A 24,967-nucleotide genomic window follows, 5' to 3' on the forward strand; every position below is an offset into this window, starting at 1 on the left:
TAATTATCGGGCGAGCCAGCCGCCGTCCACTGCTAAAATGTGTCCGTTTACATAATCAGAGGCACGTGATGCCAAAAAGACGGCCGCACCGCCGATATCATTTGCTTCTCCCCATCTTCCCGCAGGAATTCGCTTCAAGATTTCCTCGTTGCGCTCTTTGTCCCCGCGAATCGGTTTTGTATTGGCGGTTGCAATATAACCGGGGGCGATGGCGTTCACTTGCACGCCGCTTTGCGCCCATTCATTTGCAAATGATTTTGTTAAGCCGGCAACCGCATGTTTGCTTGCTGTATAAGCCGGCACGAAAATCCCGCCTTGAAATGAGAGAAGGGAGGCAATATGAATAATTTTGCCGCTTTTTTTTCGCAGCATGTATGCTCCTGCTGTCTGTGTCAGTAAAAACAAGCTGTTTAAGTTCACATCCAAAACGCTTTTCCAATCCTCTTCAGCATATGAAGCTGCCGGTTCACGGCGAATGATACCGGCGTTATTGACTAAAATATCAATTGGATGCTTTTCAAAAAGATCAGAGGCCGCGTCCTTTATTTCATCCGGTTTTCCCATATCAAGCCGGACAGATGTGAACGTGCGGCCTTCTTGTTCTACAAGCCGCTGTGTTTCTGAAAGACTGCTTTTATGGGATGTGCCGATAATATCAGCTCCGGCACCCGCTAAAGCTATAGCAATTCCTTGTCCGATTCCGGTGCCCGGTCCTGTCACAAGTGCTGTCTTGCCTTCTAGTGAAAATGTTGTTTGTAAATAGCTCATTTACTTTAGTCCATTCATCGGGACAAAATCCATGTCCGTAAATGTGTAATTTTCTCCCGCCATCGCCCAAACGAAGCTGTAATTTGACGTTCCCGCACCGGAGTGAATGGACCATGCCGGAGAAAGGACAGCCTGTTCATTTCCAACGACAAGATGACGGGTTTCGTCAGGTTCCCCCATGAAATGAAATACTTTCGCATCCTCATTTAAATCCAGATATAGATAAGCTTCCATCCGGCGGTCATGCACATGCGCCGGCATCGTATTCCAGTTGTTATTTTTCTCAAGAACGGTAATGCCCATCATCAGCTGGCAGCTTTTAATGCCGTCGTTATGAATCACTTTGTATAGATCCCGAACATTTGAGGCTGCGTCATCACCGAGATGTGCAGGCGTCAGTTCTGAAATCGCCGCTTTTTGTGTTGGATATTGCTGGTGTGCCCCTGCAGAAACAAAGTAGAACTTTGCTGTTTCACCGTTCAGGTTGGAGAAAGACACATCGCGATGGCCCATGCCGATATAAAGGAAATCCTTTGTTTGCAGCACATATTCTTCATCCCCGACCTTTACGACACCCGGTTTGCCAACATTGATAATTCCGATTTCCCGTCTTTCCAGAAAAAATTCTGTTTTAAGAAAATCTCCTGCATCAAGCTTTATATCGGCTTTTACTGGAACGGCGCCTCCGACTACAACACGATCTTCGTGCGAGTGGAACATCGTCAATTCATTTTCCGTAAACAAAGACTCCATTAAGAAATGGCTGCGCAGCTCCTCAGTCGTAAATCGCTTAACTTGTTCAGGATGTACAGAATAACGGTTTTCCATTTCATTTCCCCCTTGAAAGTCATTTCGATAACACTTGAATGAAATAAATAAAGATTTTGGTAACGGTTTCAAAGAAAATTTTAGAATAAATAGATAAAAGAGTCAATGTTATTTTGTTAAAGAAAAAAACTCTTCCCAATTTTTGAAATTATGTTATTCTTATGTTGTGAAGATTTTGAAATCGGTTTCAAATTTAAAGTATAAGATACAGGAGCGCTTGAATGAAAAAGAAAACCAGTCATGTGACGATTACCGAAGTAGCAGAATATGCAGGGGTGTCAAAATCTACCGTGTCCCGTTACATAAACGGGAAAGCAGATGCGATTTCTCCTCAAAAAGTAAAAAAGATCAAAAAAGCAATTGAAGATCTGAATTACCGTCCAAGCAAATTGGCGCAAGGACTGAAAGTCAGAAAAAGCAAATTAATCGGGTTTGTTGTGGCGGATATCACCAATCCCTTTTCAGTCGCTGCCCTTAGAGGTGTAGAGGAAGTTTGTGATCAATACGGCTATAGCATTATGGTCTGCAACACGGACAACAGTCCGGAAAAAGAACGGGAAATGCTGTTTAAGCTGATTGACCACTCTATTGAGGGCCTCATATTAAATGCGACAGGACAAAACGCAGATGTTCTTCAATCGTTTGCTGCTCAGGATGTCCCGGTTGTTTTGATCGACCGAAAAATGCCTGATATGAAACTGGATACAGTCACGACCGACAACAGAAGCATCACAGCAGAAATTCTTCAGATCATTTACAGCAAAGGATACACAGAAGTGGCGCTTTTCACTGAACCGATTGCTTCGATCAGTCCGCGTGCAGAAAGGGCGTCTGCCTATAAGGAAATAGCTGCGGCCCACAATTGGGACCATCTTCCGCGAATGTATGAAATAGATGTGAAAAGCAAAGCGCAGCTTACCCAAGCGGTGACAGCATTTTTACATGAAAATCCGACTTGCAAAAAAGCCATCTTGGCCTCAAATGGCCTGATATTGCTGAAAATCATCAGCTGTATGGCTGAGCTTGGCGTCAGTATTCCCGAAGATGCAGGGATCGCAGGGTTTGATGATACAGAATGGTACAAATTAATCGGACCAGGTATTACGACGATTGCACAGCCATCTCATGACATGGGAGTGGCGGCTATGGAACGGATTTTAAAGCGGCTAGAAGGGGACACCGGGGCGCCGCAAACCATTCAATTGAATGCTGAAGTCATCATGAGACAATCTTTGTAATGTAAAAATAAGAAGCTCAGGAAACGGAGGGCAATAGATGAAGCTGGATGTTGTGACATTCGGGGAATCCATGGCGATGCTTTATGCAAATGAGTACGGCGGGCTGCACAAAGCTTCTACATTTTCCAAAGCGCTCGCCGGCGCTGAAAGCAATGTGGCATGCGGTTTATCACGGCTTGGCTGTCTGACGGGCTGGATGAGCAAGGTAGGAGATGATCAGCTCGGAATTTTTATATTACAAGAGCTTGAAAAAGAAGGGGTAGACATCTCGCGTGTCATTCGTGCAAAAGACGGCAGCCCCACCGGCCTTTTGCTGAAATCAAAAGTAGAGGAGGGAGATCCTGAGGTAACCTATTATAGGAAGCATTCAGCCGCAAGCACTTTAGCGCCCGCAGATTATCCCTCAGATTACTTCAGAATGGCGAAGCATTTGCATGTAACGGGAATCCCTCCTGTTTTGTCAAAGAATATGAGGGAATTTTCCTATCTTGCGATGAAAGACATGAAACAGGCTGGAAAAACGGTGTCATTTGATCCGAATTTGAGGCTATCGCTGTGGCCTGACCGCGACACTATGGCGCATAGCATTAATGAACTGGCCGAATTGGCAGACTGGTTTCTCCCCGGCATTACAGAAGGAGAGCTATTAACAGGTGAAAAAACGCCTGAAGGTATCGCGGATTTTTATCTTGAAAAAGGCGTCAGCTTCATTGCGATTAAGCTTGGGAAAGACGGCGCTTATTTCAAAACGAAACACGAAGACGGATATATAGAAGGATACCACGTTGAAAACGTCATAGACACTGTAGGGGCAGGAGACGGGTTTGCTGTCGGTGTGATCAGCGGAGTGCTGGATGGACTATCATTCCAAGACGCTGTTCAAAGAGGAAATGCAATCGGCGCTTTGCAGGTGCAGGCCCCGGGCGATATGGACGGTTTGCCGACAAGGGAAAAACTCGCATCATTTTTATCGCGGAACAAAGTCATTCACCAGAAGAAAGGGGAGTGCTAACATGGAAAATCCACACTTGCAAAACCAGCTCCAAGAGGCCAAACTCATCGCAGTTATCCGGTCAGATGATAAACATAAGGCAAAGCAGCAAATCGAAAGAATCATAGAAAAAGGCATTACGGCCATTGAGGTGACCTATACCACACCTGGGGCTTCAGATATTATAGAAGCTTTTCGGGAACGAGGCGATGTGCTGATCGGAGCCGGTACTGTCATTTCAGCGGAACAGGCTCAGGAAGCGGTACAGGCAGGAGCACAATTTATTGTCAGTCCGGGCTTTTCTGCTGATCTTGCCGAGTACCTTTCATTTTTAGATACCCTTTATATACCGGGGGTGATAACGCCGAGCGAAATAATGGAAGCGCTGACATTTGGTTTTAACACCTTAAAACTTTTTCCGAGCGGAGCATTTGGCATCTCCTATATGAAGAATCTGGCGGGGCCTTTCCCGCAGGTGACATTTATTCCGACAGGCGGAATTCACCCGGCTGAAGTCCCTGAATGGCTGAAAGCGGGCGCCGGGGCTGTCGGTGTCGGCAGTCAGATTGAAAACTGCTCGAAAGCTGATCTGGAGTTGATTTTTCAAGTGTAAGCAGTATACAAGGCTTTTGTTTTTCCATAACAAGAGGATGGGAGAATGAAGATGAAAATCAAAGCGACCATAGAACGGATACCCGGCGGGATGATGATTATCCCGCTGTTTTTAGGAGCGGCTTTAAACACATTTGCTCCAAACACAGCGGAGTTTTTTGGCGGATTTACGGGAGCGCTTATTACCGGAACGCTTCCCATTTTAGGCGTTTTCATCTTTTGTGTAGGAGCTACCATTGATTTTCGTTCTTCAGGCTATATTGCCAGAAAAGGAATGACCCTTCTCCTTGGAAAAATCGGGTTTGCCGCCTTACTGGGGTTAATCGCAGCTCAATTTATTCCGGAAGAGGGGATTCAATCAGGATTTTTTGCCGGGCTCTCTGTTTTGGCTATCGTTGCAGTGATGAATGAAACGAACGGCGGACTCTACCTTGCGCTGATGAACCACATGGGAAGGAAAGAGGATGCCGGGGCTTTTGCGTTTATCAGCACTGAATCAGGACCCTTCATGACAATGGTGACATTCGGCGTTACAGGACTAGCTGCTTTCCCGTGGGAAACACTGGCGGCAACTGTCATACCGTTTTTACTTGGGTGTATACTCGGAAATCTGGATCATGAGCTCAGAGATTTGTTTAGCAAAGTGGTGCCGGCAATCATTCCGTTTTTCGCTTTTTCGCTAGGCAACACGCTGAATTTTGGCATGCTGCTCCAATCAGGGTTGCTGGGTATTTTCATCGGGATGTCTGTCGTCATTTTATCCGGAGGCTCTCTGTTTTTACTTGATCGCTTTATCGCAAGGGGTGACGGGGTGGCAGGAGTGGCAGCTTCCTCTACTGCGGGAGCGGCGGTCGCTGTTCCTTATGCATTAGCCGAGGCAAACGCAGCTTTTGTCCCTGTAGCAGAGGCAGCAACTGCCATCATTGCGACAAGTGTTATTGTGACTTCACTGTTAACACCGCTTGCGACGGTTTGGGTTGATAAAAAAGTAAGACGAAACAAACATAAGACATCGCCGCCTGATAAACAAGTCACATTGCATTGATAGGTGTAAAGCGGAATAAGGCTGACGGCGAAAAAACCGGACAGCCTTATTTGCTCTGATGGAATACGTCGCAGTTGACTTTCACCGCTCCTTCCATTAGCCTGAAATGGATAACGTCTCACGATATGAATGGGGGGATTATTTATGGAATTACATACACACGAAAAAGAGTTTTTTGATCTTTTGAAAAAAATCTCACATTATGAAGAAGCAGTGGTATTAATGCACTGGGATCTTAGAACGGGTGCGCCTAAAAACGGCGCTGAAGATCGGGCTGAGAGCATTGGTCAGCTGTCGGCCGATATATTTAACATGAAAACCTCAAAGCGGATGAAGGAGCTTCTGGACGCTCTTTATGAAAAATTCGAGGAATTGCCTGAAGATACGAAAAAAGCAGCAGAATGGGCTAAAAAAGATTATGAAGAGAATAGTAAAATTCCTGAAAAAGAATATAAAGAGTATGTCGTACTCTCATCAAAAGCTGAGACTGTATGGGAAGATGCGAAAGAGCGATCAGACTTTTCCTTGTTTGCTCCGTACCTTAAACAGCTGATTGAATACAATAAACGATTCATTACTTATTGGGGCTATGAAGGCCATCCTTACAATACCCTGCTTGATTTATTTGAGCCAGGCGTAACCATTGACGTTCTTGATGAGCTGTTTTCAGAACTGAAAAAAGCGATCATCCCTCTTGTTAAAAAAGTATCAGCTTCAACCAATAAGCCGGACACAAGCTTTATCCATCAACCTTTCTCTAAGAAAAAGCAAAAAGACCTCAGCCTGTATTTTTTAAAAGAGCTCGGCTACGATTTTAACGGCGGGCGTTTGGATGAAACGGTTCATCCATTTGCGACAACGATTAATCGCGGGGATGTACGGGTGACAACAAGGTTTGATGAGAACGATTTCCGTACGGCAATCTTTGGGACGATTCATGAGTGCGGCCACGCCATCTATGAGCAAAATATTGATGAAGCGCTTAGCGGCACCAATTTATCAGACGGTGCCTCCATGGGAATCCACGAGTCTCAATCATTATTTTATGAAAATTTTATCGGGCGGAACGAGAACTTCTGGAAGACGTATTATCCGAAAATGCAGGAAGCTTCTCCAGAGCAGTTCAGACCTGTTGCTCTTGAAGAGTTTGTCCGGGCCGTAAATGAATCTAAACCGTCGCTTATTCGTGTGGAAGCCGATGAACTTACCTATCCGCTGCATATTATTATTCGATATGAAATTGAAAAAGCGATTTTCAGCAATGAAGTGTCTGTGGAGGAGCTGCCAGCACTTTGGAACCAAAAATATGAAGAGTATTTAGGCATCACGCCGCCAAACGATGCGCAGGGGATTTTACAAGATGTTCACTGGGCGTGCGGTGATTTCGGATATTTTCCATCCTACGCGCTGGGATACATGTATGCTGCCCAGCTGAAAAACAAAATGCTCGAGGACTTGCCTGAGTTTGATACGTTGGTGGAAAAAGGCGAATTCCAACAAATTAAAGAATGGCTGACAGAAAAGGTCCATATTCACGGCAGACGGAAAAAACCTCTTGAAATTATTAAAGAAGCTACAGGCGAAGAGCTCAATGTTCGCTATCTCATTGAATATTTGAAAAACAAATATTCAAACCTATACTTGTCATAATCTTGCGCCTGGCGGCATCGTTTCGTCAGGCGCTGCTTTTAATAATTATCTCAATTTTCACTAAAAACGAATAATGAAGTGAAGAAAATACGAGAAGGTTCGGGAATTTTCATTTTCCTCTTTGCAAGCGTAAATAAACTTGCTATAATTTGTTACAATATCATATATACACTCATATAATCGCGTGGATATGGCACGCAAGTTTCTACCGGACACCGTAAATGTTCGACTATGAGTGAGCAATGAGACCGTATTTTTGGGTTTTATGTATTCAGCATTGCTTGCTCTTTAATTCTTGAGCGGGTAATGCTTTTTTTATTTTAAAATCGGAGGTATACGCTGTGGAAGCACTGAAACGAAAAATAGAGCAAGAGGGCATTGTTCTCTCAGATCAGGTATTAAAAGTAGATTCTTTTTTGAATCACCAGATTGATCCGCTGCTTATGCAGCAAATCGGGGAAGAGTTTGCATCCAGATTCGAAAAAGACGGTATTACAAAGATCGTCACGATTGAATCATCTGGAATTGCTCCTGCCGTGATGGCCGGTTTGAAGCTGGGTGTTCCGGTTGTTTTTGCGAGAAAACATAAATCTCTTACTCTTACAGACAATCTATTGACGGCCTCTGTATATTCTTTTACGAAGAAAACAGAAAGCCAAATTGCTGTATCGGGAACCCATCTTTCTTCTGATGACAAGGTATTAATCATTGATGACTTTTTAGCAAACGGACAAGCCGCACACGGACTTGTTTCTATTGTCAAACAGGCTGGCGCCAATGTTGCCGGACTCGGCATTGTCATTGAAAAATCGTTTCAGCCCGGAAGAGACGAGCTGGAACAGCTTGGCTACCGTGTGGAATCATTAGCCAGAATTCAGTCACTAGAAGAAGGAAAGGTATCCTTTGTGCAGGAGGTCCGTTCATGAAAAATGGCTTTGGCAAAACGCTTTCTCTAGGTATACAGCATGTGCTTGCCATGTATGCGGGTGCGATTGTCGTCCCTTTAATTGTAGGAGCTGCGCTTGGTTTATCGGCAAAAGAGCTGACTTACTTAGTATCCATTGATATTTTTATGTGCGGTGCCGCTACGCTTCTTCAAGTATGGAGCAACAAATTTTTCGGGATCGGGCTTCCGGTTGTCTTGGGCTGTACGTTTACCGCCGTTTCGCCAATCATTGCCATCGGGACCGAATACGGTGTTTCCGCAATTTACGGAAGCATCATCGCTTCAGGCTTGCTAGTTATTCTCATTTCTTTTTTCTTCGGGAAACTCGTTGCTTTCTTTCCTCCGGTTGTGACGGGATCAGTTGTGACGATCATCGGAATCACGCTTATGCCGGTGGCGATGAATAATATCGCCGGCGGAGAAGGCAGCGCTGATTTTGGAGATGCCTCCAATCTCATTCTCGGTTTTATCGTGCTTGCTGTTATTGTCCTGCTGTACCGCTTCACAAAAGGATTTTTAAAATCAATTTCCATCCTGATCGGAATTGTTTTCGGCACAGGCATCGCATTTTTTATGGGGAAGGTACACTTTGACAACGTGGCACAAGCGGACCTGTTCCAAATGGTTCAGCCCTTTTATTTCGGTACACCGTCATTTCATGCTGCACCGATTATTACGATGTTTATTGTTGCCGTTGTAAGCCTGGTAGAATCAACAGGCGTCTACTTTGCATTAGGCGATTTGACAAACCGCCGCCTTACTGAAAAAGATTTGGCAAAAGGTTACCGTGCTGAAGGAGTAGCCGTCTTTTTAGGCGGTATCTTTAACGCGTTTCCTTATACGGCTTATTCGCAAAACGTCGGGCTCGTCCAGCTGACTGGTATTAAGAAAAATGCTGTGATTGTTGTGACGGGAGCCATGCTGATGGTCCTTGGTCTATTTCCAAAAGTCGCCGCGTTTACTACCATTATTCCGTCGGCGGTGTTGGGAGGAGCAATGGTGGCAATGTTCGGCATGGTCATTGCTTACGGCATTAAAATGCTCAGCCGCATTGACTTCGGAACACAGGAAAACCTGTTGATTGTTGCCTGCTCAGTCGGCCTCGGCCTAGGAGTCACGGTCGTCCCTGATATTTTTAAACAACTGCCCGATTCCATCACGTTGCTGACAACAAACGGTATCGTGGCCGGAAGTTTTACGGCGATCCTGTTAAATATCATTTATAATATGGTCCCAAAAACTAAAAAGACAAGCAGTGATTTGGACATTAACCAAAAAACAGCTGTATAACTCCGCTTCGGCGGAGTTTTTTTGTATACAAAATGGATAATTGCGGAAAAATATATGCAAAGAGGTGGCGACATGGCATATATTTTATCGGTTGGAACGAGCATCCCTTCATACAATGTAAACCAAAAGAAAGCGATCGAATTTGCAAGGCATATGTTTCAAGATTCATTTAAAGACATTGAGCGTCTGTTAAAAGCGTTCGAAAATGGAGAAATTGAATCCAGACAATTTGTCAGGCCGATTGAATGGTACAAAGAGAATCACAGCTTTGGAGAAAAAAATCGCATCTATATCAATGAAACCGTCAAACACTGTACGCAGGCAGTGACTGAATGCCTGACAAGTCCAGATTTTTTGGAAGAATCAATCCCGTACGAAAAGGTAGAAGCCATTTTTTTCGTATCCAGCACAGGGCTGTCAACCCCAAGCATTGAGGCGAAGGTGATGAATGAGCTGCCGTTTTCTCCTTATACGAAACGCATTCCGATATGGGGACTTGGATGTGCGGGAGGCGCTTGTGGTCTTTCCCGCGCTTTTGAATACTGCAAATCATATCCTGACGCTTATGTTCTGGTCATTGCAGCAGAACTGTGCAGTTTAACATTCCAGCCCGGCGATAAGACGAAAAGCAATCTTATCGGCACTTCCTTATTCGCTGACGGTATTGCGGCAGCTTTACTCTGTGGTGAACAGGCGCTTCGGCATTCAGCGAAGCTTGATCTTGTGCCGCGTATTTTTGATTCCCAATCTGTCACGATGAAACAGTCTGAAGATGTGATGGGCTGGGATTTTACGGATCAAGGGTTTCAGGTTATTTTTTCAAGAGATATTCCGACATTGATAGAAGGATGGTTAAAAGACAACGTTGAAGCCTTTTTGGACAAACATCAGCTTACATTCCATGATATAAAAGCTTTTCTTGCTCATCCAGGCGGCAAGAAGGTCATCGAGGCGTACATCAAGAGTTTGAGTATACCTGCAGAACAGCTTGCATCCTCCCAAAAGGTACTAAGAAAGCATGGGAATATGTCTTCAGCAACTATTATGTATGTGATCAAAGACCATCTGCTGTTCGGGAAACAAAACGAAGCAGAAAACGGGATGATCGGGGCGCTGGGTCCTGGATTTTCCTCAGAGCTCTTGTTGTTCACATTGGAAAAGGAGGCTTAAATATGTTTTGGCTGTTTATTTTCATTCTTGCTGTCCAACGAATAGCGGAAATCATAGTGGCAAAGCAAAATGAACAAAAAGTAAAAAAACAAGGCGCGATTGAATACGGTGAGGGGCATTACCCTTATATCGTCTTGATGCATGTGCTGTTTTTTGTGTCGTTGATCTGTGAAGTGCTTTTGTTGCATAAAGAGCCGTCAACCTGGTGGATTGGCATTCTGACAGCCATTATTCTCGTACAGGGAGTCAGATACTGGGCGCTATTATCATTAGGTGCGCATTGGAACACCAAAATTCTCGTTGTGCCCGATGCCGAGCTTATCAAAAAAGGACCGTATAAATGGCTCAAGCACCCAAACTATGCCGTCGTGATGCTGGAAATCATCCTTTTGCCACTTTTGTATGGAGCTTACTGGACGCTCATATTGTTTACCATCTTAAATGCCTTCATGCTGTCGATCCGTATACGGGTTGAGGATAAAGCATTAAGAGAACACGCTTTAAAATAGAGATTGAATATCATTCTCAACCATGATAAAATGAAGTTGAAAAAGATTCTCAATAGGATGGTGAGGCAAATGACCATGTTGTTTTTGCTCGCGTCGGTTTGTACATACAGCGCATTAATCGGCTTTGTTTTAAAAGGAATTTCTAATAAATCTGTTTAATTATAAAATCTGACACAAAGCTGCCGATACGGCGGCTTTTTTTCTTAATTTCGTTTCATATGAAGAAATTTTTTCTGTTCTTGTGTAAAATGGTGAGAGAAGTTTTTTCAGATCTTTCTAAAAAGATCCGCAATTGATCCGACACAAAGGGGCACAGACACATGACAGAACGAAATGCACAAGTCCTTCTAGACAAAACAGGGGCGCTCTACGAACAATTGATTGAGAATCATGATAAACAAAGAGCGGATAAACTGGCAGCGATTATGAAAAAAGCAGTCGATGAAGATGTTTATATTGCGTTTACCGGGCATTACTCGGCGGGGAAGTCTTCTCTTATAAACAGCCTTTTATTAGAGAACATATTGCCGACAAGCCCGATTCCGACAAGCGCGAATGTCGTAGTGATCAGAAAAGGCGGCCAGCGGGTGGTTTTACATACTACAGAAGGAGCCTGCGCTGAGCTGGAAGGAGCCTACGACAAAGAAGCGGTGCAGCAATTCTGCAAAGAGGGCGATCAAATAGAAACGGTTGAGATATTTGATGATTACAAAGGGGTAGATCCGCACGTTGCTTACATAGACACGCCGGGAATAGATTCAACTGATGAAGCGCATTTTTTATCAGCCGCCTCAATCCTTCATCAAGCTGATGCGCTTTTTTACGTCGTTCACTATAACCATGTCCATTCAGAGGAAAATGTTTTATTCCTCAGATCGATAAAAGAATCCATCCCGAATATTTATTTTATCGTGAACCAAATTGACCGCCATGATGAAGCGGAAACACCTTTTGAGGATTATCAAGCACAGGTGGAAGACATGCTCGCCAATGAAGGCATCTCCAAAGACGCGCTTTTTTTCACCTCAGTCACAGAACCTGAGCATCCATTAAACGAGATCGGCAGTTTGCGGAGGACGTTAAAGGAGCTTGAACAGCAGTCGAAAGAACAGATGCTCTTATTAACAGAGCGAAAAATCACTAATCTTCTGCGGGATCATACGGAAATGCTCACACAGCAGGATGACGGCCCGGACTTCACGGAACAGCTGAAGACACAAACAGAGCTGGTGAATTCACTAAAGTCCGAACTGGAGGAAACCGCCCAAAAACCGATTCAGGCTGAACATGTGATAAAGGAAGAAGTTAACCGGATTCTCAACAACGCGAACTTAACACCATTTGAAATGCGGGAACTTGCAGCAGCGTGTTTAGAATCGAAAGAACCCGGGTTTAAAACCGGATTTCTATTTTCTAAAGCGAAAACAGCGCAAGAGAAGGAGAGGAGAAGGGCTGACTTTTTCGCCGACGTGAAAAAGAGAACAGAGGCTGAGGTGGATTGGCACATTATTGATACCCTCAACAAGCAGGCAAAAGCCTTTCGAATAGAATCAAATGATTGTTTAAAACGTATTCAAGCTTACCGCACTCCGTTGCATATTGACATGATAGAGCGGGCCGTCAAACCGGGGGCCAAGCTTTCTCCGGAATATGTTCTTACATATACGAAAGACCTGGCGGATTTGATTCGCAGAGAAGCCAAAGCAAAAGCGGCGGAAATTGCTGAGAAGCTCGCAGCCTTTATCAAAGACGGCAGTGCCGGACATCAAAAAGAAATCCAAGCGCAGCTGCAGAGAGAAACAGAAAAACTTGAGCTTCTTCAAAACAAAGCCGATGCCAAACAAAAAAACCGCGCGCAAGCTGATCATATTTGGGCTTTATGGAACGAAGAACTGACGAATGACATTCCGCAAAAGCCCGACTGGTTTAAAGGAATGAAAAAGACAGTCTCTGCACCTGTAAGCAAACAGAAGGAAAGACCGGACGCCGCACGCCGGGCGCAGCCTGTAAAAAGCGGAGACAGGGATTTCCAGATGCAAGATCAAATACAGCGCTTTTATCAGCTGTCTGACTTGCTGGGCGGATTCAGTATGCTGTCCAAACAAACAGAAGCCTTCCGGGGCAGAATCAAAAGGCTTGAAGAGAGACAATTTACTCTTGCTCTTTTTGGCGGCTTCAGCTCGGGAAAATCTTCGTTTGCCAATGCGCTTGTAGGTGAACGAGTGCTTCCATCATCGCCGACGCCGACAACCGCAACGATTAATAAAGTCACAAAACCGATAAACGGCAAAAAACATAAGACGGCGGATGTGGTGTTTAAAACAGAGGATGATATCATTGCCGAAGTTGTTCAGCTGACCGGAATCAATATTTCAGAGCAGAAGGGAAAATCTCTTTCTGAGAAATTACAAACGATGATGAAAAAAGGGCGCTTGCAGGAGGACCAAATCCGGACAGCCGGAAACTTTCTGAATGCTTACCGTAACTATGAACAGCATATACGGGAGCAAATTGTATTGACCATTCCGCTGGATGAATTGAAGCCTTATGTGGCGGAAGAAACAACAGCCTGCATCGTAAAAGCTGTGACGGTCTACTACACCTCTCCGCTTACTGAGAAGGGCATCACGATTGTAGACACACCGGGGGCAAGCAGCTTAAATAAACGGCATACCGAACTTGCGTTTCAATATATAAAAGATGCAGATGCTTTCTTTTATATGACGTATTATCAGCATTCTTTCTCGAAAGGAGACAAATCGTTTTTACGCAAACTTGGGCTGGTGAAAGAATCACTCAGCATGGATAAGATGTTCTTTGTGATCAATGCGGCAGATTTAGCGGAAAATGAACGAGAGCTTGAAACTGTGACAGACTACGTCGGTTCAGAACTTGCAAAAGAGGGAATACAGCAGCCTCAGCTCTATTCTGTGTCCAGCAAAGACGAATTGCAGGGCAAACGGGAAACTTTTTATAACCGTTTTCAGGATGTAAGGGCCGGTCTTGACCGCTTTATTGAGGTAGATCTGATGAAGGAATCTGCCGGCCAGCTAGCGGCAGAAGCCGATAAACTATGTGAAACAGTTTATCAGCTCCATGAATCCCTTCACCGGTCGATTGAAGAAAAGGAAGCCGAAAAAGAGCGTCTGAATGACTCGTTTGAATCGGCTGCCGCTGAGATAAAACAACGCCGGCACTCAGATGTAATTATTGACAAAGTGAAAAAAGATACACAAGAACAGCTTTATCATATTAAGCAGCGCTTATCATTTTACGCAAACGATTTGTTTAAAACGGCGTTTTATCCGGGGCTTCAGCAAGGTGATTGGAAGGCGAACTTGAAAAAAGCGCTGCAAGATGCATTAAAGGAATATCAATTTGAATTTATTCAGGAAATTAAAACGCTGGATATTCGGATGACCGGTTTCATCGAACAGCATATGACGGAAGAATGGATGGAAACCTGCCAGAGAAAACTGAGTGAAGGCGGCTATTTTTCCATATACATGAACGGAAATCACTCAAGAAGTTTGCAGCTGAAAGAAGTGGAACCGGAGCTTAACGATAGTGAATTTGCTCAAGAGCAAAAAGAAGTCAAATCGCCGAAACAGTTTTTTGAGCAAAATGGAAAAGCCGCCTTTGTGGAAGCTTTGCGGCTGAAGCTTTTGAAGGTAACGGAAAAGTGGATTGAAAAAGAAGAAGAAAGCCTTATAGCGCGATATGCCGGGCATGTCGAAAGTCTGCAAAATGAAAGCGCGGAAAAAGCCCTTTCTCAAATTCAGGACCAGAAAGAGACTTACCTTCAAGGACTTAAAGAAGGCGAGGCCGCCAGTGAAGTGGAAAGCGCGTATCAAGCATGTATATCCTGGCAGAAGTCAGACGAAGAGATGAAAATATAAAATATAAGTTGGCTCGTATGTGAAGTCATGATAGACTAAATAAAAAAAAGCGAGATGAACTATTGATGTCAAACGTCCACGAAGCAATCACAGCACACTCAAACAAACAGCATCAGCATATTAAACATTTTTTACAGCTTGAACAAAAGCGGGAACAGGCGATCGAAGAAACAGTCGCCAAATGTCAAAACGGCGAGCCTTTTACTACGGATACGATTAATGAAATCACTGCTGAAATGAATCAGCTTGCCAAACAAGGCATCGTGCCCACTAGGCGGCTTGTCACTAAAGAAATGGTTGAAGAATACGCGAACAGAAAATAAGATGGATGATCCTCCCTCGGGTGTACGGCGTTCTATAAGCGCATACTACACGTATACCGGTATAAGGGGGGATTATGATGGGCAGAACAAAATTGGGAAACAGAAACGCTCAGCAAAATAATAATGTGAAAAAGAAAAATGGCTTTCAGACACATTTTGATTCCTATGCCGGGCGTGAAGCTGAAAAGCTGATTGCCAGCAACAAAAAGCATAACGACTAAACATATGCAGCAGCATCTCTTTTAATGAGATGCTGTTTTCTTTTTTTTTAATACTTATGGTAAAATAGGAAGACTGAGTGTAAAAGGAGTTAATTTGAATGAAGAAAAAATTATTGCTTGTCGATGGCATGGCTCTTTTGTTCCGCTCGTTTTTCGCAACTGCCGTGCATCGTAATTTTATGATAAATGACAGCGGAGTGCCGACAAACGGCGTCAATGGGTTTTTAAAGCATTTAATTACGGCGATGGAAAGATTTCAGCCGACCCATGTCGTATGCTGCTGGGATATGGGGAGCAAAACGTATCGAAACGACTTGTTTCAAGACTATAAAGCCAACCGCAGCCAGCCGCCGATTGAGCTTGTGCCTCAATTTGAACTGGCAAAGGAAGCCGCCGCAGAACTCGGCATTTTGAATATAGGCCTTAAAGGATATGAAGCAGACGATTGCATCGGCACACTGGCAGCCTTATTTACTGAAGAAGCGGAGATCACGATTGTGACAGGAGATAAAGACTTACTCCAGCTTTTATCTGACGGAATTAACGTGGCTTTGCTGCAAAAAGGCATCGGCAATTATAAAATATATACGAAAGATTTATTTTATGAAGAAACCGGGGTCCTTCCTAAAGCTTTAATTGATGTAAAAGCGCTGATGGGTGATGCAAGCGATAATTACCCTGGTGTGAAAGGGATCGGTGAAAAAACAGCCTACAAGCTTATAGGCGAATACGAAACGATTGAGCGTTTATTGGAAAATATCGCTCTTTTGCCAAAAGGCCAGCAGGGGAAAATACAGGCAGGGTTAAAGGAGCTCGGCATTTCAAGACAGCTTGCCGAAATTAATTGCGCCGTTCCGTTAACTTGCGCTCTGACAGATGCCGTTTTTACTCTTCAATTGGAACAAGCCGGCATGATGCTTCGCCGGCATCAAATTAAAGGCATTGAGCGTATGCTTGAAAAGCTGAACGCTAGAGAGATCAGTTCATGATCTTCTCTAGCGTTTTGTATTGCTTTTTTTTGCTTTTTCCTCAAGCTCGGATTTAGGGTCGTTATGGGTATTTCCTTCTAAATCGCCTTGCGGGGAAACGCCGCCGGTAAGCCGGCCCTTGTCTTTTTTATTCATTATTGTTCACCTCGTCTTTAGGATAAACAATTTGTAAGGATTTAATTCTTTTGATTCAGCCGGATCGCCTCTTTTGCCAGCTGATCAGCTTTTTGATTTTGCCTGCCTGGAATCCATTTGATAAAAAACAAGGGAAAAGCCGATTTTAATTGGATGATTTCATCAACAAAAGGCTGAAATGATTTATTTTTCACAAGCTCAAGATCGGCCGCCCGCTCCACAATATCCGAATCAGTTCGGAAGGAAACAGACTGATACCCGCGCTCAGCACATAGTTTCATGCCCTCAATCAATGCAAGAAATTCTGCTTCTTGGTTCGTGTATGTGCCAATTGGGATGGAAAAGGATTCCGTTGTGCCTTCATATTTTATAAAAATTCCGATGCCGGACAGCCCGGGATTACCGGCACTGGCTCCGTCAATATATATTTCTGCTGGCATGATTAACCCCTTTCACCTTTTGGCGTCATTTTTTTTGCTGCATAGGCATAGGGAAGAGAAATCAGCGAGACCGCAAACTTAATCAAATACGTTGAAATAAAAATACTGAACCAAACACCTGCCGGATAGACGCCTAAAAAAGCCACTCCGGTAAATATAAATGTATCTAACAGCTGACTGATCGCTGTACTGCCGCTGTTTCTCAGCCAAAGAAGACGGTCTGAAGGAAATATCCTTCTGATTGCCGAATATACATAAACATCTAGCATTTGGCTGAAAATAAAGGCAAGCAGACTGCCCAGGGCAACTCTTGGCAGGAAACCAAAAATCGTCTCCAGCGCAGTTTGTGAGATATCGGATGAGGCTGGTTCATAGAGCAGAACACCCTGCATGAGGCATGTTAATGTCAGCAGTGTAGAAAAACCGAGCCATACCGCTTTTCTGGCTTCAGCCGGGCCATATTTTTCATTCAGCACATCTGTCGCGAAAAAGATCGTGCCGTACATAATATTCCCGAGTGTCGCCGTAAGGCCAAACAGCTCAACGGTTTTGACCACTTGCAGGTTAGCGCACACAGTGGCGAAGCCAATCCACACAAACAGGCCCATTTTGCCAAATCCTTTATAAAATAAAAGAACAATGATAAAATGAATGATCGCAAAAAAGATCCATAATGAGTTATTAAACAAAACGGTGCAAGCTTCCTTTCTGGGGTAGATTAAGAACGGTTTGATTATAGCACATGCCCGGCAACTAATGAATGGTAAGGTGATCTTAAATGAATCTTAGACCGCATATGAAAATAGAAGCTAAGGGAACGGGAGGTGTCTCGTTTCTGGCAGAGAATTGGATCAGCGTCCAAGAAGCGCGGATGCTTGGGCGGGAGCTCGGCCGTTCTCCTTTTATAAAAGAATTTGGGTTTGAGGATGAGAAGGGGAGCAACTGGACGCTGAAGGAATTGGAAAAGCTGACGGAAGAGCTTTCTCAAGAGCCTGATGAGATTACTGTGTATTTTGACGGCAGTTTTGATAAAGACAGCGAGCTTGCCGGGCTTGGAATCGTCGTCTATTATACATTGGCGGGTCATCGCCGCCGGCTCCGGAAAAATAAAAGCTTCCGGCTGAAAACAAACAACGAAGCGGAATATGCCGCCCTGTATGAAGCTCTCAGGGAAGTGAGAGAACTTGGAGCAAGCAGAAATTCAATTACGATCAGAGGAGATTCCCTCGTCGTCTTGAATCAGCTTGACGGCAGCTGGCCCTGCTATGATCCGTCCCATAATCAATGGCTGGATAAAATAGAAGCGCTGCTTGAATCCTTGAAGCTCAGCCCGACATACGAAACCATTAATCGAAAAGAAAATCAAGAAGCTGATGATCTCGCCAAAAAAATCCTGTCACATCAATTCGTTGAAAGCCATATGAAATTAGATCATAACGGAGATGACTGAAATTGGATAAGAAAAGCATTTTTAAGGAACTGACTGAATTACAAGATGAATATTGCAAGGATTGTTTTATCAAGCAGCATTTTCGGAAGGAATACGGAAAAACATATGCTCATTCCTTCTGCATTAATAAATGTACGGTAGGGGAGAGGCTTAAAGCGTATGGAGAGGTGTTAACAAACCAATAAAAAATAAAAACCGCAGAATATGCGGTTTTTATTTTTTGAATTCATCCAACTGATGCTGGCATTGGTCTAACAGCTGATGCTGTTTGTGTAAAAAGTCACTGTCAAGAGCGGCTAATTCTTCAGATTGTGACAGCTCTCTGGCATCCGCGATTGATTGATAAGCGGACTCAAGTAAGGTTGTGCTTTGGTCTCGTGTCGCCATACCTGTCGTTTTCTGCGCTGTTTCCACCGCTAATTCTAACTGCCGTTTATCAGTAAATCCCTCTTCATGAAAGTTTGATTCCACTAAAAAACACCTCCGCGAATATTTTGCAGAGTTTTTGAAAATTTATGTGGAAAAATAGAAAATAAAACATAAAATAAGCCGATATAACTATTGAACCTAAATAAATAGGTCGTATTTACTATTTAGGGTATCTTGTAAAGAAGGGGAAAACAGCAGTGGACGATAAAGACTTAAAAACCATCCTTCATAAAACATTTATAGAAATATACAATGATTTGGAAGAACTAGCAGACGTTGCGAAAAAAGGAAGACCGTCATTGGAAAAGCACATCGAAGAGATTGAACAAAGGTGTAAACAAAACATTTTAGCAATAGAAATTCAAATGAAAATCAAATAGGAGAGGCTTTCGCCTCTCCTCTATTTGTCATCATGTCATCAAGTATTGAGTTTAGAGTTTTACAACATTAGAAGCTTGAGGTCCACGATTACCTTCGACAATTTCAAAAGAAACTTCTTGTCCTTCTTCTAATGATTTGTATCCTTCTCCTTCGATAGCAGTGAAGTGAACAAATACATCGTCTCCGCCTTCAACTTCAATGAAGCCGAAACCTTTTTCGTTGTTGAACCATTTTACTTTACCGTTTTGCATATTGCTTAATTCCTCCTAGTACTGTAGCACCTTCGTGCTAAAAAAAATTTTGTCATCACCCAACGTCAGTCAAGGACTGTTGTTAAATGATGGTTCAACTATACACCATCTGGCAGCGTGCGTCAAGCTGTAACCGCTTATTTCAGCACATTAAATTTCAAGAAGCAATCGATCATAAACCTGACTTGTAACCGCTTTACAAAAAGTAGACATATCACGCCGGAACAGATCATAAAAAAGGGCACACAAAAAATCCGTGTGCACCTGTTTATCAATACTTACGGGCTTAAGAGAGGGCCCTTGTTTTAGTTTGGCTGTTCATCATTTCAGATTCTTCAATGATATCCTGCAAAATGACTTCAGATGAATGAGATAAATGAAGGCTTTTAATATTTTGTTTCATCCGGTTCAGAGCCGCTTCATCTGAAAGGAGGGAGGACACAGATTCAAGAATTTCCTCATGGCGGTTAACCACGATTGCCGCTCCGCGCTCTTCAAAGAAAATTGCATTTTCCTTTTCCTGCCCAGGCACTGGTTTGTACAGAATGACAGGTACTCCGATAGCTGTCGCTTCAGTTAACGTGATGCCGCCCGGTTTTGTGATCATGCAATCTGTAATCCGAAACAGCTCGTCGATCCGCTCGACATAGCCGAGAACCTTCAGTTTATCACCGTTCGCCGCTGCAAGAGCGCTTAAAGATTCTTTTAATGCCGTGTTTTTCCCGCATACTACAATGACTTGCACGTTCTCATCCATGACGAGGTTTTCACATAGCTCTTTTACGTTTTTTAATACGCCATGTGCGCCCGCCATAATAAGAAGCACTTTTTTATCAGGAGAAATATTGTATTTTGTATAAATGGGCTCCGTGGGCATAGATTCTTCAAATTGCGGTCTGATCGGGATGCCTGTAATTTTTACATTATTTGGATGTGTACCGATTTCGATAAGCTTTTCCTTGACGTAATCAGTTGCCACATAATATTTATCCACATTTTCATGAACCCAAATTTTATGAAGACAGAAATCAGTCATGACGTTAAATGTCGGTATCACTCTGCCTGTTCTCCGTCTGTATTCCGGTACAACGATCATTGGAAATGTATTGATAATGATATCAGGCTCATGTTCATCTACAAGCTCGCCCAAACGTTTATTACCCATTTTAAAATAAATATTGAATTTGCGTTTATTATAGATTTTGTCAACTCCGTAATAAAACAAACGATAAAACTGTTTTCCGATTGAGAAGCTTTTTAGATAGAGGTATTGGGTGACCTCGGAAACAATCGGATTTGACTCTTGGTACAAATTAGAAACTGTTACATGTTGAAAGCCGAGCCGTATACATTGCTCATAAAGCGTTTTGGCGACCTGCACATGACCATTTCCGTAATTTGCAGTCAAAATTAATATTTTTTTATTGGTATTCAAGTAAATTCACCTCAATGTAATCAACAACAAGCAAGCTTCATGCATCGTAAGGAGTTATTGTCTATACATAAACATAACACAAATACATTATTGATTTATAAATGCCTCGAAAAATTTAAACTAAATTTAAAAGATTTAGATTCCAATATTTAAATTTTTTGTTATTCAAATACCGAATCAGATGTATTTTATCATATTTTTTGCTCACAGTATCACTAAAAGGCAAAAAATTATTCCCATTCGTAAGGAGTTTCTTGATATACATAATAATTGAGCCAATTCATAAACAATAGCGTTGCATGAGCTTTCCAGCGGTTAACAGGTTCTTTGCTGTCTTCTCTGAAATAATGTTTCGGGGCTTCTACAGACGAAAGATTTCTTGAAACATCTCTTTCATATTCTTGAAGAAGCGTATTTGTATCATATTCCGGGTGCCCTGTTAAAAAGACTTGTTTTTCATCTTTGGAAGCAATCAGACAAACTCCCGCTTCCTTAGACGTGCTCAGTATGCGTAATTCATCTGAGGCTTTCAGCTGATCCATATTTATATCTGTATGCCGGGAATGCGGCACATAGTATAGCTCGTCAAAACCTCTTACCAATCTCTCGTTTTTTTCGAGCACGGTGTGTTCAAAGACGCCAAAGGTTTTTTTTGGAAGATTAACTTTTTCAATGCCGTAATGATAATACAATCCCGCTTGTGCTCCCCAGCAAATATGGAGGGTAGACGTCACATTCGATTTGCTCCACTCCAAAATCTCTTTGAGTTCTTCCCAGTATGAGACATCCTCAAACGCCAAATGCTCGATCGGCGCTCCGGTAACAATCATACCGTCAAACTTTTTATCACGGATGCTGGAGAAAGTTGTATAAAATTCGTCTAAATGCTGCCTTGCCGTATTTTTGGGTGTATGTGTGCTGGGTATCAAAAAAGTAAAGTGCACTTGTAAAGGCGAATTGCCAAGCAGTCTCAGAAGCTGGGTTTCTGTTTGGATTTTTTTAGGCATCAAGTTTAAAATCACGATTCTCTGCGGCCTGATATCCTGGTGAAAAGCCCTGCTTTCATCCATTACAAATATATGTTCACTTTCTAGCACCTGTTTTGCCGGCAGATGAATAGGTATATTAATAGGCAACATGCCACCTCCGTCATTCCCCGTTAATTTTCTTCATTATAGGAACTTTCAAGCGATTTTTCAATCCATCCAAAGGGTTTAGCTTAAAAAAGGCACGAATTACAACATTTTTAAGGCTAAGATAGAACACTCCCGCTTTTTGCACAACGCATGCCGGGCTTTCTGTATAGAAGACGGATGAAGAGGACGTTAGTTCCTCTTACATTAGCATTTATCATATCGTATTGTTTAAGACAAAGGAATGCAATGTTTGAAACAGCAGTTATATACGAATGTTTACCGTTTGTTTTGCATAGCGAAAAGGGTAAAATAAACACAGCAGGAATGAAGGAGGGCAAGTGAATGTCAATTTATGATATTGAAGTCCGCACTATTACCGGAGAAGAAACGACGCTTCGGCCATTTGCCGGCAAGGTCATGATCATTGTCAATACGGCCAGTAAATGCGGTTTTACTCCTCAGTTGAAACAGCTTCAGGAGCTGTACGATACATATCAGCAGGAAGGTCTGGAGATTTTAGGATTTCCTTGTAATCAATTTATGAATCAGGAACCTGGGGATGAAACGAGTATACAAGAATTTTGTAAAAAAAATTACGGTGTTACCTTCCCGATGTTTGCGAAAATAGATGTGAATGGAGCGAAAGCCCACCCGCTTTTTACTTATCTGACCGAACAAGCAAAGGGAATGCTGGGGACGAAGGCGATAAAATGGAATTTTACGAAGTTTGTTGTGGATAAAGAAGGAAATATCGTCGGCCGTTATTCTCCCAATACCAACCCGAAAGAGATTGAAGATACAATTTTAAAGCTGTTAGCTGAGTAAGGGGTGTTCTGGTGAAAGAACAAAAGAGGATTCAGCTTGAGCACATCAGACAATGGGTGAAAGAAGCGTTAACGAATGAGAGAACAGGCCATGATTGGCAGCACGTAACAAGGGTTGCCGAGCTTGCTCTGTATATAGGGAAGACAGAAAACGCCGATCTTTTTATTATAGAAGCAGCAGCGTTGGTCCATGATTTAATTGATCCGAAAATCGCTCTGGAACACAGATTGGAGATTCAAGAGGTAAAGGAACAGTTGGCGTCCTTCGGGATCTCACACGAACAGATCAGGAAAATCGCCGACATCATTACAACAATGTCTTTTCGGGACAGAGAAAGGCTTGCCGAAAAGCCCCTTTTAATAGAAGGGAAAGCAGTCCAGGATGCTGACAGACTGGATGCGATCGGCGCTGTCGGAATTGCCAGAACTTTTATGTTTGCTGGTGCAAAAGGGAACAGTCTATATGGGACTGATAACAGCGCTTATGCACATTTCTCCGATAAATTGCTGCTGCTCAAAGACATGATGAATACAGAAACAGGCATAAAACTCGCAGATGAACGGCACGAATTTTTGCTTCGATTTATCAGACAATTCCAAAGAGAGACTTCAGGGCTTGACTGTGAAACATCGTAATAGAAGGCTTGGAATGACTGTGATAGAATAGGTCACAGATATTTCATAGGAGGACAAACATGAAGATAAAATCAATTGAACCGACGCCAAGTCCGAATACAATGAAAGTGATTTTAACAGAAGAGCTTCCAGCCGGTAAAAGCAATAATTATAAACCGGATCAAACAGAGGGCGCACCGCCTGTTGTGGCGAAAATTTTAAAAATTGAAGGTGTAAAAGGCGTGTACCACGTTGCTGACTTTCTTGCCGTGGAACGGAATGCGAGATATGACTGGAAGGACATTCTGCCGCAAGTTCGTTCTGCATTCGGTATGGAGAATACAGAAAGCACAGAGAGCCGCTCTGACCAAGAATCCTTCGGAGAAGTAAAGGTATTCGTCCAAATGTTCAGCGGAATCCCGATGCAAGTGAAATTATCGGATGGAGAACGGGAAGAACGCTTCGGCTTGCCCGAGCGGTTTCAGCAGGCGATATTAAAACTCCGATCCGAAGCTTCAAATGTCGTGTTTGAGCGGACCTGGAAAGAACAAGGCGTCAGATTTGGCGACTTTACAGAAATCGGGCATGATGTGACAGAAGAGCTGCAGGCGGCATACAGTGATGAGCGGCTGCAGCGATTAACAGAAGCAGCGGGCGAAGGAAAGGGCGAAGAAAAGCAGGCCGTTCAGCGTAAGTCATACCGAGTTACACTTGAGATGCTTGATGATGAAGACTGGAAGCAGCGCTATGCCCATCTTGAACAGATGGACCCGAAAGAAGAGGACATACCGGTTTTAGCGAAGGCGCTTGATGATCCGAAAACGTCTATTAGAAGACAGGCCGTTGTTTACTTAGGCATGATTGAGTCATCTGATGTACTTCCGCTTCTATATAAAGGGCTTGAGGATAAGACGGTTACGGTCAGAAGAACAGCCGGTGATTGTCTCTCAGATATTGGCGATCCGCAGGCGATTCCGGCAATGATTAAATCGTTAAGCGATTCAAGCAAGATTGTCCGCTGGCGCGCTGCGATGTTTCTTTATGAAGTCGGTGACGAAAGTGCTGTTGAAGCATTAAAAGCGGCTGAAGATGATCCGGAATTCGAGGTGAGCCTGCAAGTAAAAATGGCGCTTGAACGTATTGAACACGGAGAAGAGGCAAAGGGCTCTGTTTGGAAGCAAATGACAGAGAGCAGAAAAAAAGATCAATAGATATAAATGAAAAAGGTGCCGAATTGGCACCTTTTTTATTGAATTGACTTTTTATAAAAATTATTGCGAATATTGTTGAAAAATGTTTCAAAAATATATATAGTAAGTAACAATATAAACAGTTGGAGGGTTCGCATCGAGAAAAAAGCTATATAAATATAAAAAAATACGTCTAACGAAC

At 43.1% G+C, this 24,967-nt stretch carries 29 protein-coding genes and 1 riboswitch; of the genes, 20 read left to right on the forward strand and 9 right to left on the reverse strand.

Translation table 11 applies throughout. The annotated features are described in order from the left end of the window. Positions 1-3 precede the first annotated feature (3 nt). Positions 4-768: a 2-dehydro-3-deoxy-D-gluconate 5-dehydrogenase KduD gene (gene kduD, locus GXP75_RS14325; RefSeq protein ID WP_242557066.1), complete on the reverse strand. Its 765-nt coding sequence runs from the start codon at positions 766-768 to the stop codon at positions 4-6. Beyond that, entirely contained in the window at positions 769-1,596 is an 828-nt protein-coding gene (gene kduI / locus GXP75_RS14330) for a 5-dehydro-4-deoxy-D-glucuronate isomerase (RefSeq protein WP_061573012.1), read from the reverse strand. Positions 1,597-1,817: 221 nt separating this feature from the next. Between kduI and GXP75_RS14335 the strand changes: the two genes are divergently transcribed. From GXP75_RS14335 to GXP75_RS14400, 14 genes are all read left to right on the forward strand, one after another. Then, on the forward strand, positions 1,818-2,834 hold the full coding sequence (locus GXP75_RS14335) for a LacI family DNA-binding transcriptional regulator (protein WP_106044277.1): 1,017 nt from the start codon (positions 1,818-1,820) through the stop codon (positions 2,832-2,834). A gap of 37 nt (positions 2,835-2,871) precedes the next feature. Beyond that, complete coding sequence (locus tag GXP75_RS14340; protein ID WP_214918822.1) at positions 2,872-3,846, forward strand: sugar kinase; 975 nt, start codon at positions 2,872-2,874, stop codon at positions 3,844-3,846. Between the two features lies 1 nt (position 3,847). Then, on the forward strand, positions 3,848-4,438 hold the full coding sequence (gene eda, locus GXP75_RS14345; RefSeq protein WP_061573015.1) for a bifunctional 4-hydroxy-2-oxoglutarate aldolase/2-dehydro-3-deoxy-phosphogluconate aldolase: 591 nt from the start codon (positions 3,848-3,850) through the stop codon (positions 4,436-4,438). A gap of 51 nt (positions 4,439-4,489) precedes the next feature. Then, positions 4,490-5,482: a 2-keto-3-deoxygluconate transporter gene (kdgT, locus tag GXP75_RS14350; protein WP_242557164.1), complete on the forward strand. Its 993-nt coding sequence runs from the start codon at positions 4,490-4,492 to the stop codon at positions 5,480-5,482. Positions 5,483-5,626: 144 nt separating this feature from the next. Next, positions 5,627-7,132, forward strand: coding sequence for a carboxypeptidase M32 (locus GXP75_RS14355; protein WP_061573016.1), 1,506 nt, complete (start codon positions 5,627-5,629; stop codon positions 7,130-7,132). Positions 7,133-7,284: 152 nt separating this feature from the next. Further along, positions 7,285-7,384, forward strand: a riboswitch (purine riboswitch). Between the two features lie 89 nt (positions 7,385-7,473). Further along, positions 7,474-8,058: a xanthine phosphoribosyltransferase gene (gene xpt / locus GXP75_RS14360; RefSeq protein WP_061573017.1), complete on the forward strand. Its 585-nt coding sequence runs from the start codon at positions 7,474-7,476 to the stop codon at positions 8,056-8,058. Next, entirely contained in the window at positions 8,055-9,368 is a 1,314-nt protein-coding gene (gene pbuX / locus GXP75_RS14365; RefSeq protein ID WP_242557067.1) for a xanthine permease PbuX, read from the forward strand. The genes xpt and pbuX overlap by 4 nt, the downstream gene beginning before the upstream one ends. Before the next feature lie 72 nt (positions 9,369-9,440). After that, positions 9,441-10,538 carry a type III polyketide synthase gene (locus tag GXP75_RS14370; protein ID WP_242557068.1) on the forward strand — a complete coding sequence of 366 codons (1,098 nt, stop codon included), beginning with the start codon at positions 9,441-9,443 and terminating at the stop codon, positions 10,536-10,538. 2 nt (positions 10,539-10,540) lie between these two features. Next, complete coding sequence (locus GXP75_RS14375) at positions 10,541-11,047, forward strand: isoprenylcysteine carboxyl methyltransferase family protein (protein ID WP_214918831.1); 507 nt, start codon at positions 10,541-10,543, stop codon at positions 11,045-11,047. A gap of 69 nt (positions 11,048-11,116) precedes the next feature. Then, the gene (gene fbpC / locus GXP75_RS14380) at positions 11,117-11,206 is read left to right on the forward strand and encodes a Fur-regulated basic protein FbpC (RefSeq protein WP_100198805.1); all 90 of its coding nucleotides are present in this window, start codon (positions 11,117-11,119) and stop codon (positions 11,204-11,206) included. Between the two features lie 161 nt (positions 11,207-11,367). Further along, positions 11,368-14,946 (forward strand): dynamin GTPase, encoded by a 3,579-nt coding sequence (gene dynA / locus GXP75_RS14385; RefSeq protein ID WP_242557069.1) that lies wholly within the window; start codon positions 11,368-11,370, stop codon positions 14,944-14,946. Between the two features lie 65 nt (positions 14,947-15,011). Next, positions 15,012-15,269: a YpbS family protein gene (locus GXP75_RS14390; RefSeq protein WP_003325682.1), complete on the forward strand. Its 258-nt coding sequence runs from the start codon at positions 15,012-15,014 to the stop codon at positions 15,267-15,269. A 74-nt stretch (positions 15,270-15,343) separates the two neighbouring features. Beyond that, the gene (locus tag GXP75_RS14395) at positions 15,344-15,490 is read left to right on the forward strand and encodes a hypothetical protein (protein WP_010789002.1); all 147 of its coding nucleotides are present in this window, start codon (positions 15,344-15,346) and stop codon (positions 15,488-15,490) included. A 98-nt stretch (positions 15,491-15,588) separates the two neighbouring features. Beyond that, the gene (locus GXP75_RS14400) at positions 15,589-16,479 is read left to right on the forward strand and encodes a 5'-3' exonuclease (protein WP_242557070.1); all 891 of its coding nucleotides are present in this window, start codon (positions 15,589-15,591) and stop codon (positions 16,477-16,479) included. Between the two features lie 6 nt (positions 16,480-16,485). Here the strand turns inward: GXP75_RS14400 and sspL are convergent, their stop codons facing one another. Genes sspL through GXP75_RS14415 form a run of 3 tightly spaced genes read right to left on the reverse strand, consistent with a single transcriptional unit; the run spans position 16,486 to position 17,743 of the window. Beyond that, positions 16,486-16,614 carry a small, acid-soluble spore protein L gene (gene sspL, locus GXP75_RS14405; RefSeq protein ID WP_003325686.1) on the reverse strand — a complete coding sequence of 43 codons (129 nt, stop codon included), beginning with the start codon at positions 16,612-16,614 and terminating at the stop codon, positions 16,486-16,488. Positions 16,615-16,655: 41 nt separating this feature from the next. Then, the gene (locus GXP75_RS14410; protein ID WP_061573024.1) at positions 16,656-17,054 is read right to left on the reverse strand and encodes a reverse transcriptase-like protein; all 399 of its coding nucleotides are present in this window, start codon (positions 17,052-17,054) and stop codon (positions 16,656-16,658) included. A 2-nt stretch (positions 17,055-17,056) separates the two neighbouring features. After that, complete coding sequence (locus GXP75_RS14415; protein ID WP_151290513.1) at positions 17,057-17,743, reverse strand: queuosine precursor transporter; 687 nt, start codon at positions 17,741-17,743, stop codon at positions 17,057-17,059. Positions 17,744-17,832: 89 nt separating this feature from the next. Here GXP75_RS14415 and GXP75_RS14420 point away from each other — a divergent pair, with 89 nt between their 5' ends. After that, entirely contained in the window at positions 17,833-18,504 is a 672-nt protein-coding gene (locus tag GXP75_RS14420; protein WP_106044285.1) for a ribonuclease H family protein, read from the forward strand. A 2-nt stretch (positions 18,505-18,506) separates the two neighbouring features. Beyond that, positions 18,507-18,689, forward strand: a complete 183-nt coding sequence (locus tag GXP75_RS14425; protein ID WP_242557071.1) for a zinc-finger domain-containing protein — start codon at positions 18,507-18,509, stop codon at positions 18,687-18,689. Between the two features lie 28 nt (positions 18,690-18,717). Here the strand turns inward: GXP75_RS14425 and GXP75_RS14430 are convergent, their stop codons facing one another. Continuing rightward, positions 18,718-18,975, reverse strand: coding sequence for a DUF2564 family protein (locus tag GXP75_RS14430; RefSeq protein WP_010788998.1), 258 nt, complete (start codon positions 18,973-18,975; stop codon positions 18,718-18,720). Between the two features lie 155 nt (positions 18,976-19,130). On the opposite strand from GXP75_RS14430, the gene degR reads away from it, so the two are divergent. Then, the gene (gene degR, locus GXP75_RS14435) at positions 19,131-19,313 is read left to right on the forward strand and encodes a transcriptional regulator DegR (protein WP_003325692.1); all 183 of its coding nucleotides are present in this window, start codon (positions 19,131-19,133) and stop codon (positions 19,311-19,313) included. Between the two features lie 51 nt (positions 19,314-19,364). On the opposite strand, the gene cspD is transcribed toward degR, so the two are convergent. The 3 genes from cspD to metA form a co-directional block, all read right to left on the reverse strand. Then, entirely contained in the window at positions 19,365-19,565 is a 201-nt protein-coding gene (gene cspD, locus GXP75_RS14440; protein ID WP_003153604.1) for a cold-shock protein CspD, read from the reverse strand. A 286-nt stretch (positions 19,566-19,851) separates the two neighbouring features. Further along, the gene (locus tag GXP75_RS14445) at positions 19,852-21,000 is read right to left on the reverse strand and encodes a diglucosyl diacylglycerol synthase (RefSeq protein ID WP_010788997.1); all 1,149 of its coding nucleotides are present in this window, start codon (positions 20,998-21,000) and stop codon (positions 19,852-19,854) included. Between the two features lie 230 nt (positions 21,001-21,230). Beyond that, a complete protein-coding gene (gene metA / locus GXP75_RS14450) occupies positions 21,231-22,136 on the reverse strand; it encodes a homoserine O-acetyltransferase MetA (protein WP_214918842.1) in 906 nt (301 codons plus the stop codon). Between the two features lie 342 nt (positions 22,137-22,478). Between metA and GXP75_RS14455 the strand changes: the two genes are divergently transcribed. From GXP75_RS14455 to GXP75_RS14465, 3 genes are read left to right on the forward strand one after another with little or no spacing between them, the layout of a single operon-like run. Next, on the forward strand, positions 22,479-22,961 hold the full coding sequence (locus GXP75_RS14455) for a glutathione peroxidase (RefSeq protein WP_061573030.1): 483 nt from the start codon (positions 22,479-22,481) through the stop codon (positions 22,959-22,961). Between the two features lie 11 nt (positions 22,962-22,972). Then, on the forward strand, positions 22,973-23,596 hold the full coding sequence (locus GXP75_RS14460) for an HD domain-containing protein (RefSeq protein WP_214918844.1): 624 nt from the start codon (positions 22,973-22,975) through the stop codon (positions 23,594-23,596). A 59-nt stretch (positions 23,597-23,655) separates the two neighbouring features. Beyond that, positions 23,656-24,786, forward strand: a complete 1,131-nt coding sequence (locus GXP75_RS14465) for a conserved virulence factor C family protein (RefSeq protein ID WP_214918846.1) — start codon at positions 23,656-23,658, stop codon at positions 24,784-24,786. The last annotated feature ends 181 nt before the right edge of the window (positions 24,787-24,967 follow it).

Origin of the sequence: Bacillus sp. HU-1818 (genome assembly GCF_022695965.1) — a bacterium.
In the GTDB taxonomy this organism is placed as follows: domain Bacteria; phylum Bacillota; class Bacilli; order Bacillales; family Bacillaceae; genus Bacillus; species Bacillus atrophaeus.

Coding starts and splice junctions, on each gene's coding strand:
- kduD (WP_242557066.1), bottom strand. CDS start 768: ATGAGCTATTTACAAACAACATTTTCACTAGAAGGCAAGACAGCACTT.
- kduI (WP_061573012.1), bottom strand. CDS start 1,596: ATGGAAAACCGTTATTCTGTACATCCTGAACAAGTTAAGCGATTTACG.
- GXP75_RS14335 (WP_106044277.1), top strand. CDS start 1,818: ATGAAAAAGAAAACCAGTCATGTGACGATTACCGAAGTAGCAGAATAT.
- GXP75_RS14340 (WP_214918822.1), top strand. CDS start 2,872: ATGAAGCTGGATGTTGTGACATTCGGGGAATCCATGGCGATGCTTTAT.
- eda (WP_061573015.1), top strand. CDS start 3,848: ATGGAAAATCCACACTTGCAAAACCAGCTCCAAGAGGCCAAACTCATC.
- kdgT (WP_242557164.1), top strand. CDS start 4,490: ATGAAAATCAAAGCGACCATAGAACGGATACCCGGCGGGATGATGATT.
- GXP75_RS14355 (WP_061573016.1), top strand. CDS start 5,627: ATGGAATTACATACACACGAAAAAGAGTTTTTTGATCTTTTGAAAAAA.
- pbuX (WP_242557067.1), top strand. CDS start 8,055: ATGAAAAATGGCTTTGGCAAAACGCTTTCTCTAGGTATACAGCATGTG.
- GXP75_RS14370 (WP_242557068.1), top strand. CDS start 9,441: ATGGCATATATTTTATCGGTTGGAACGAGCATCCCTTCATACAATGTA.
- GXP75_RS14375 (WP_214918831.1), top strand. CDS start 10,541: ATGTTTTGGCTGTTTATTTTCATTCTTGCTGTCCAACGAATAGCGGAA.
- fbpC (WP_100198805.1), top strand. CDS start 11,117: ATGACCATGTTGTTTTTGCTCGCGTCGGTTTGTACATACAGCGCATTA.
- dynA (WP_242557069.1), top strand. CDS start 11,368: ATGACAGAACGAAATGCACAAGTCCTTCTAGACAAAACAGGGGCGCTC.
- GXP75_RS14390 (WP_003325682.1), top strand. CDS start 15,012: ATGTCAAACGTCCACGAAGCAATCACAGCACACTCAAACAAACAGCAT.
- GXP75_RS14395 (WP_010789002.1), top strand. CDS start 15,344: ATGATGGGCAGAACAAAATTGGGAAACAGAAACGCTCAGCAAAATAAT.
- GXP75_RS14400 (WP_242557070.1), top strand. CDS start 15,589: ATGAAGAAAAAATTATTGCTTGTCGATGGCATGGCTCTTTTGTTCCGC.
- sspL (WP_003325686.1), bottom strand. CDS start 16,614: ATGAATAAAAAAGACAAGGGCCGGCTTACCGGCGGCGTTTCCCCGCAA.
- GXP75_RS14410 (WP_061573024.1), bottom strand. CDS start 17,054: ATGCCAGCAGAAATATATATTGACGGAGCCAGTGCCGGTAATCCCGGG.
- GXP75_RS14420 (WP_106044285.1), top strand. CDS start 17,833: ATGAATCTTAGACCGCATATGAAAATAGAAGCTAAGGGAACGGGAGGT.
- cspD (WP_003153604.1), bottom strand. CDS start 19,565: ATGCAAAACGGTAAAGTAAAATGGTTCAACAACGAAAAAGGTTTCGGC.
- GXP75_RS14455 (WP_061573030.1), top strand. CDS start 22,479: ATGTCAATTTATGATATTGAAGTCCGCACTATTACCGGAGAAGAAACG.
- GXP75_RS14465 (WP_214918846.1), top strand. CDS start 23,656: ATGAAGATAAAATCAATTGAACCGACGCCAAGTCCGAATACAATGAAA.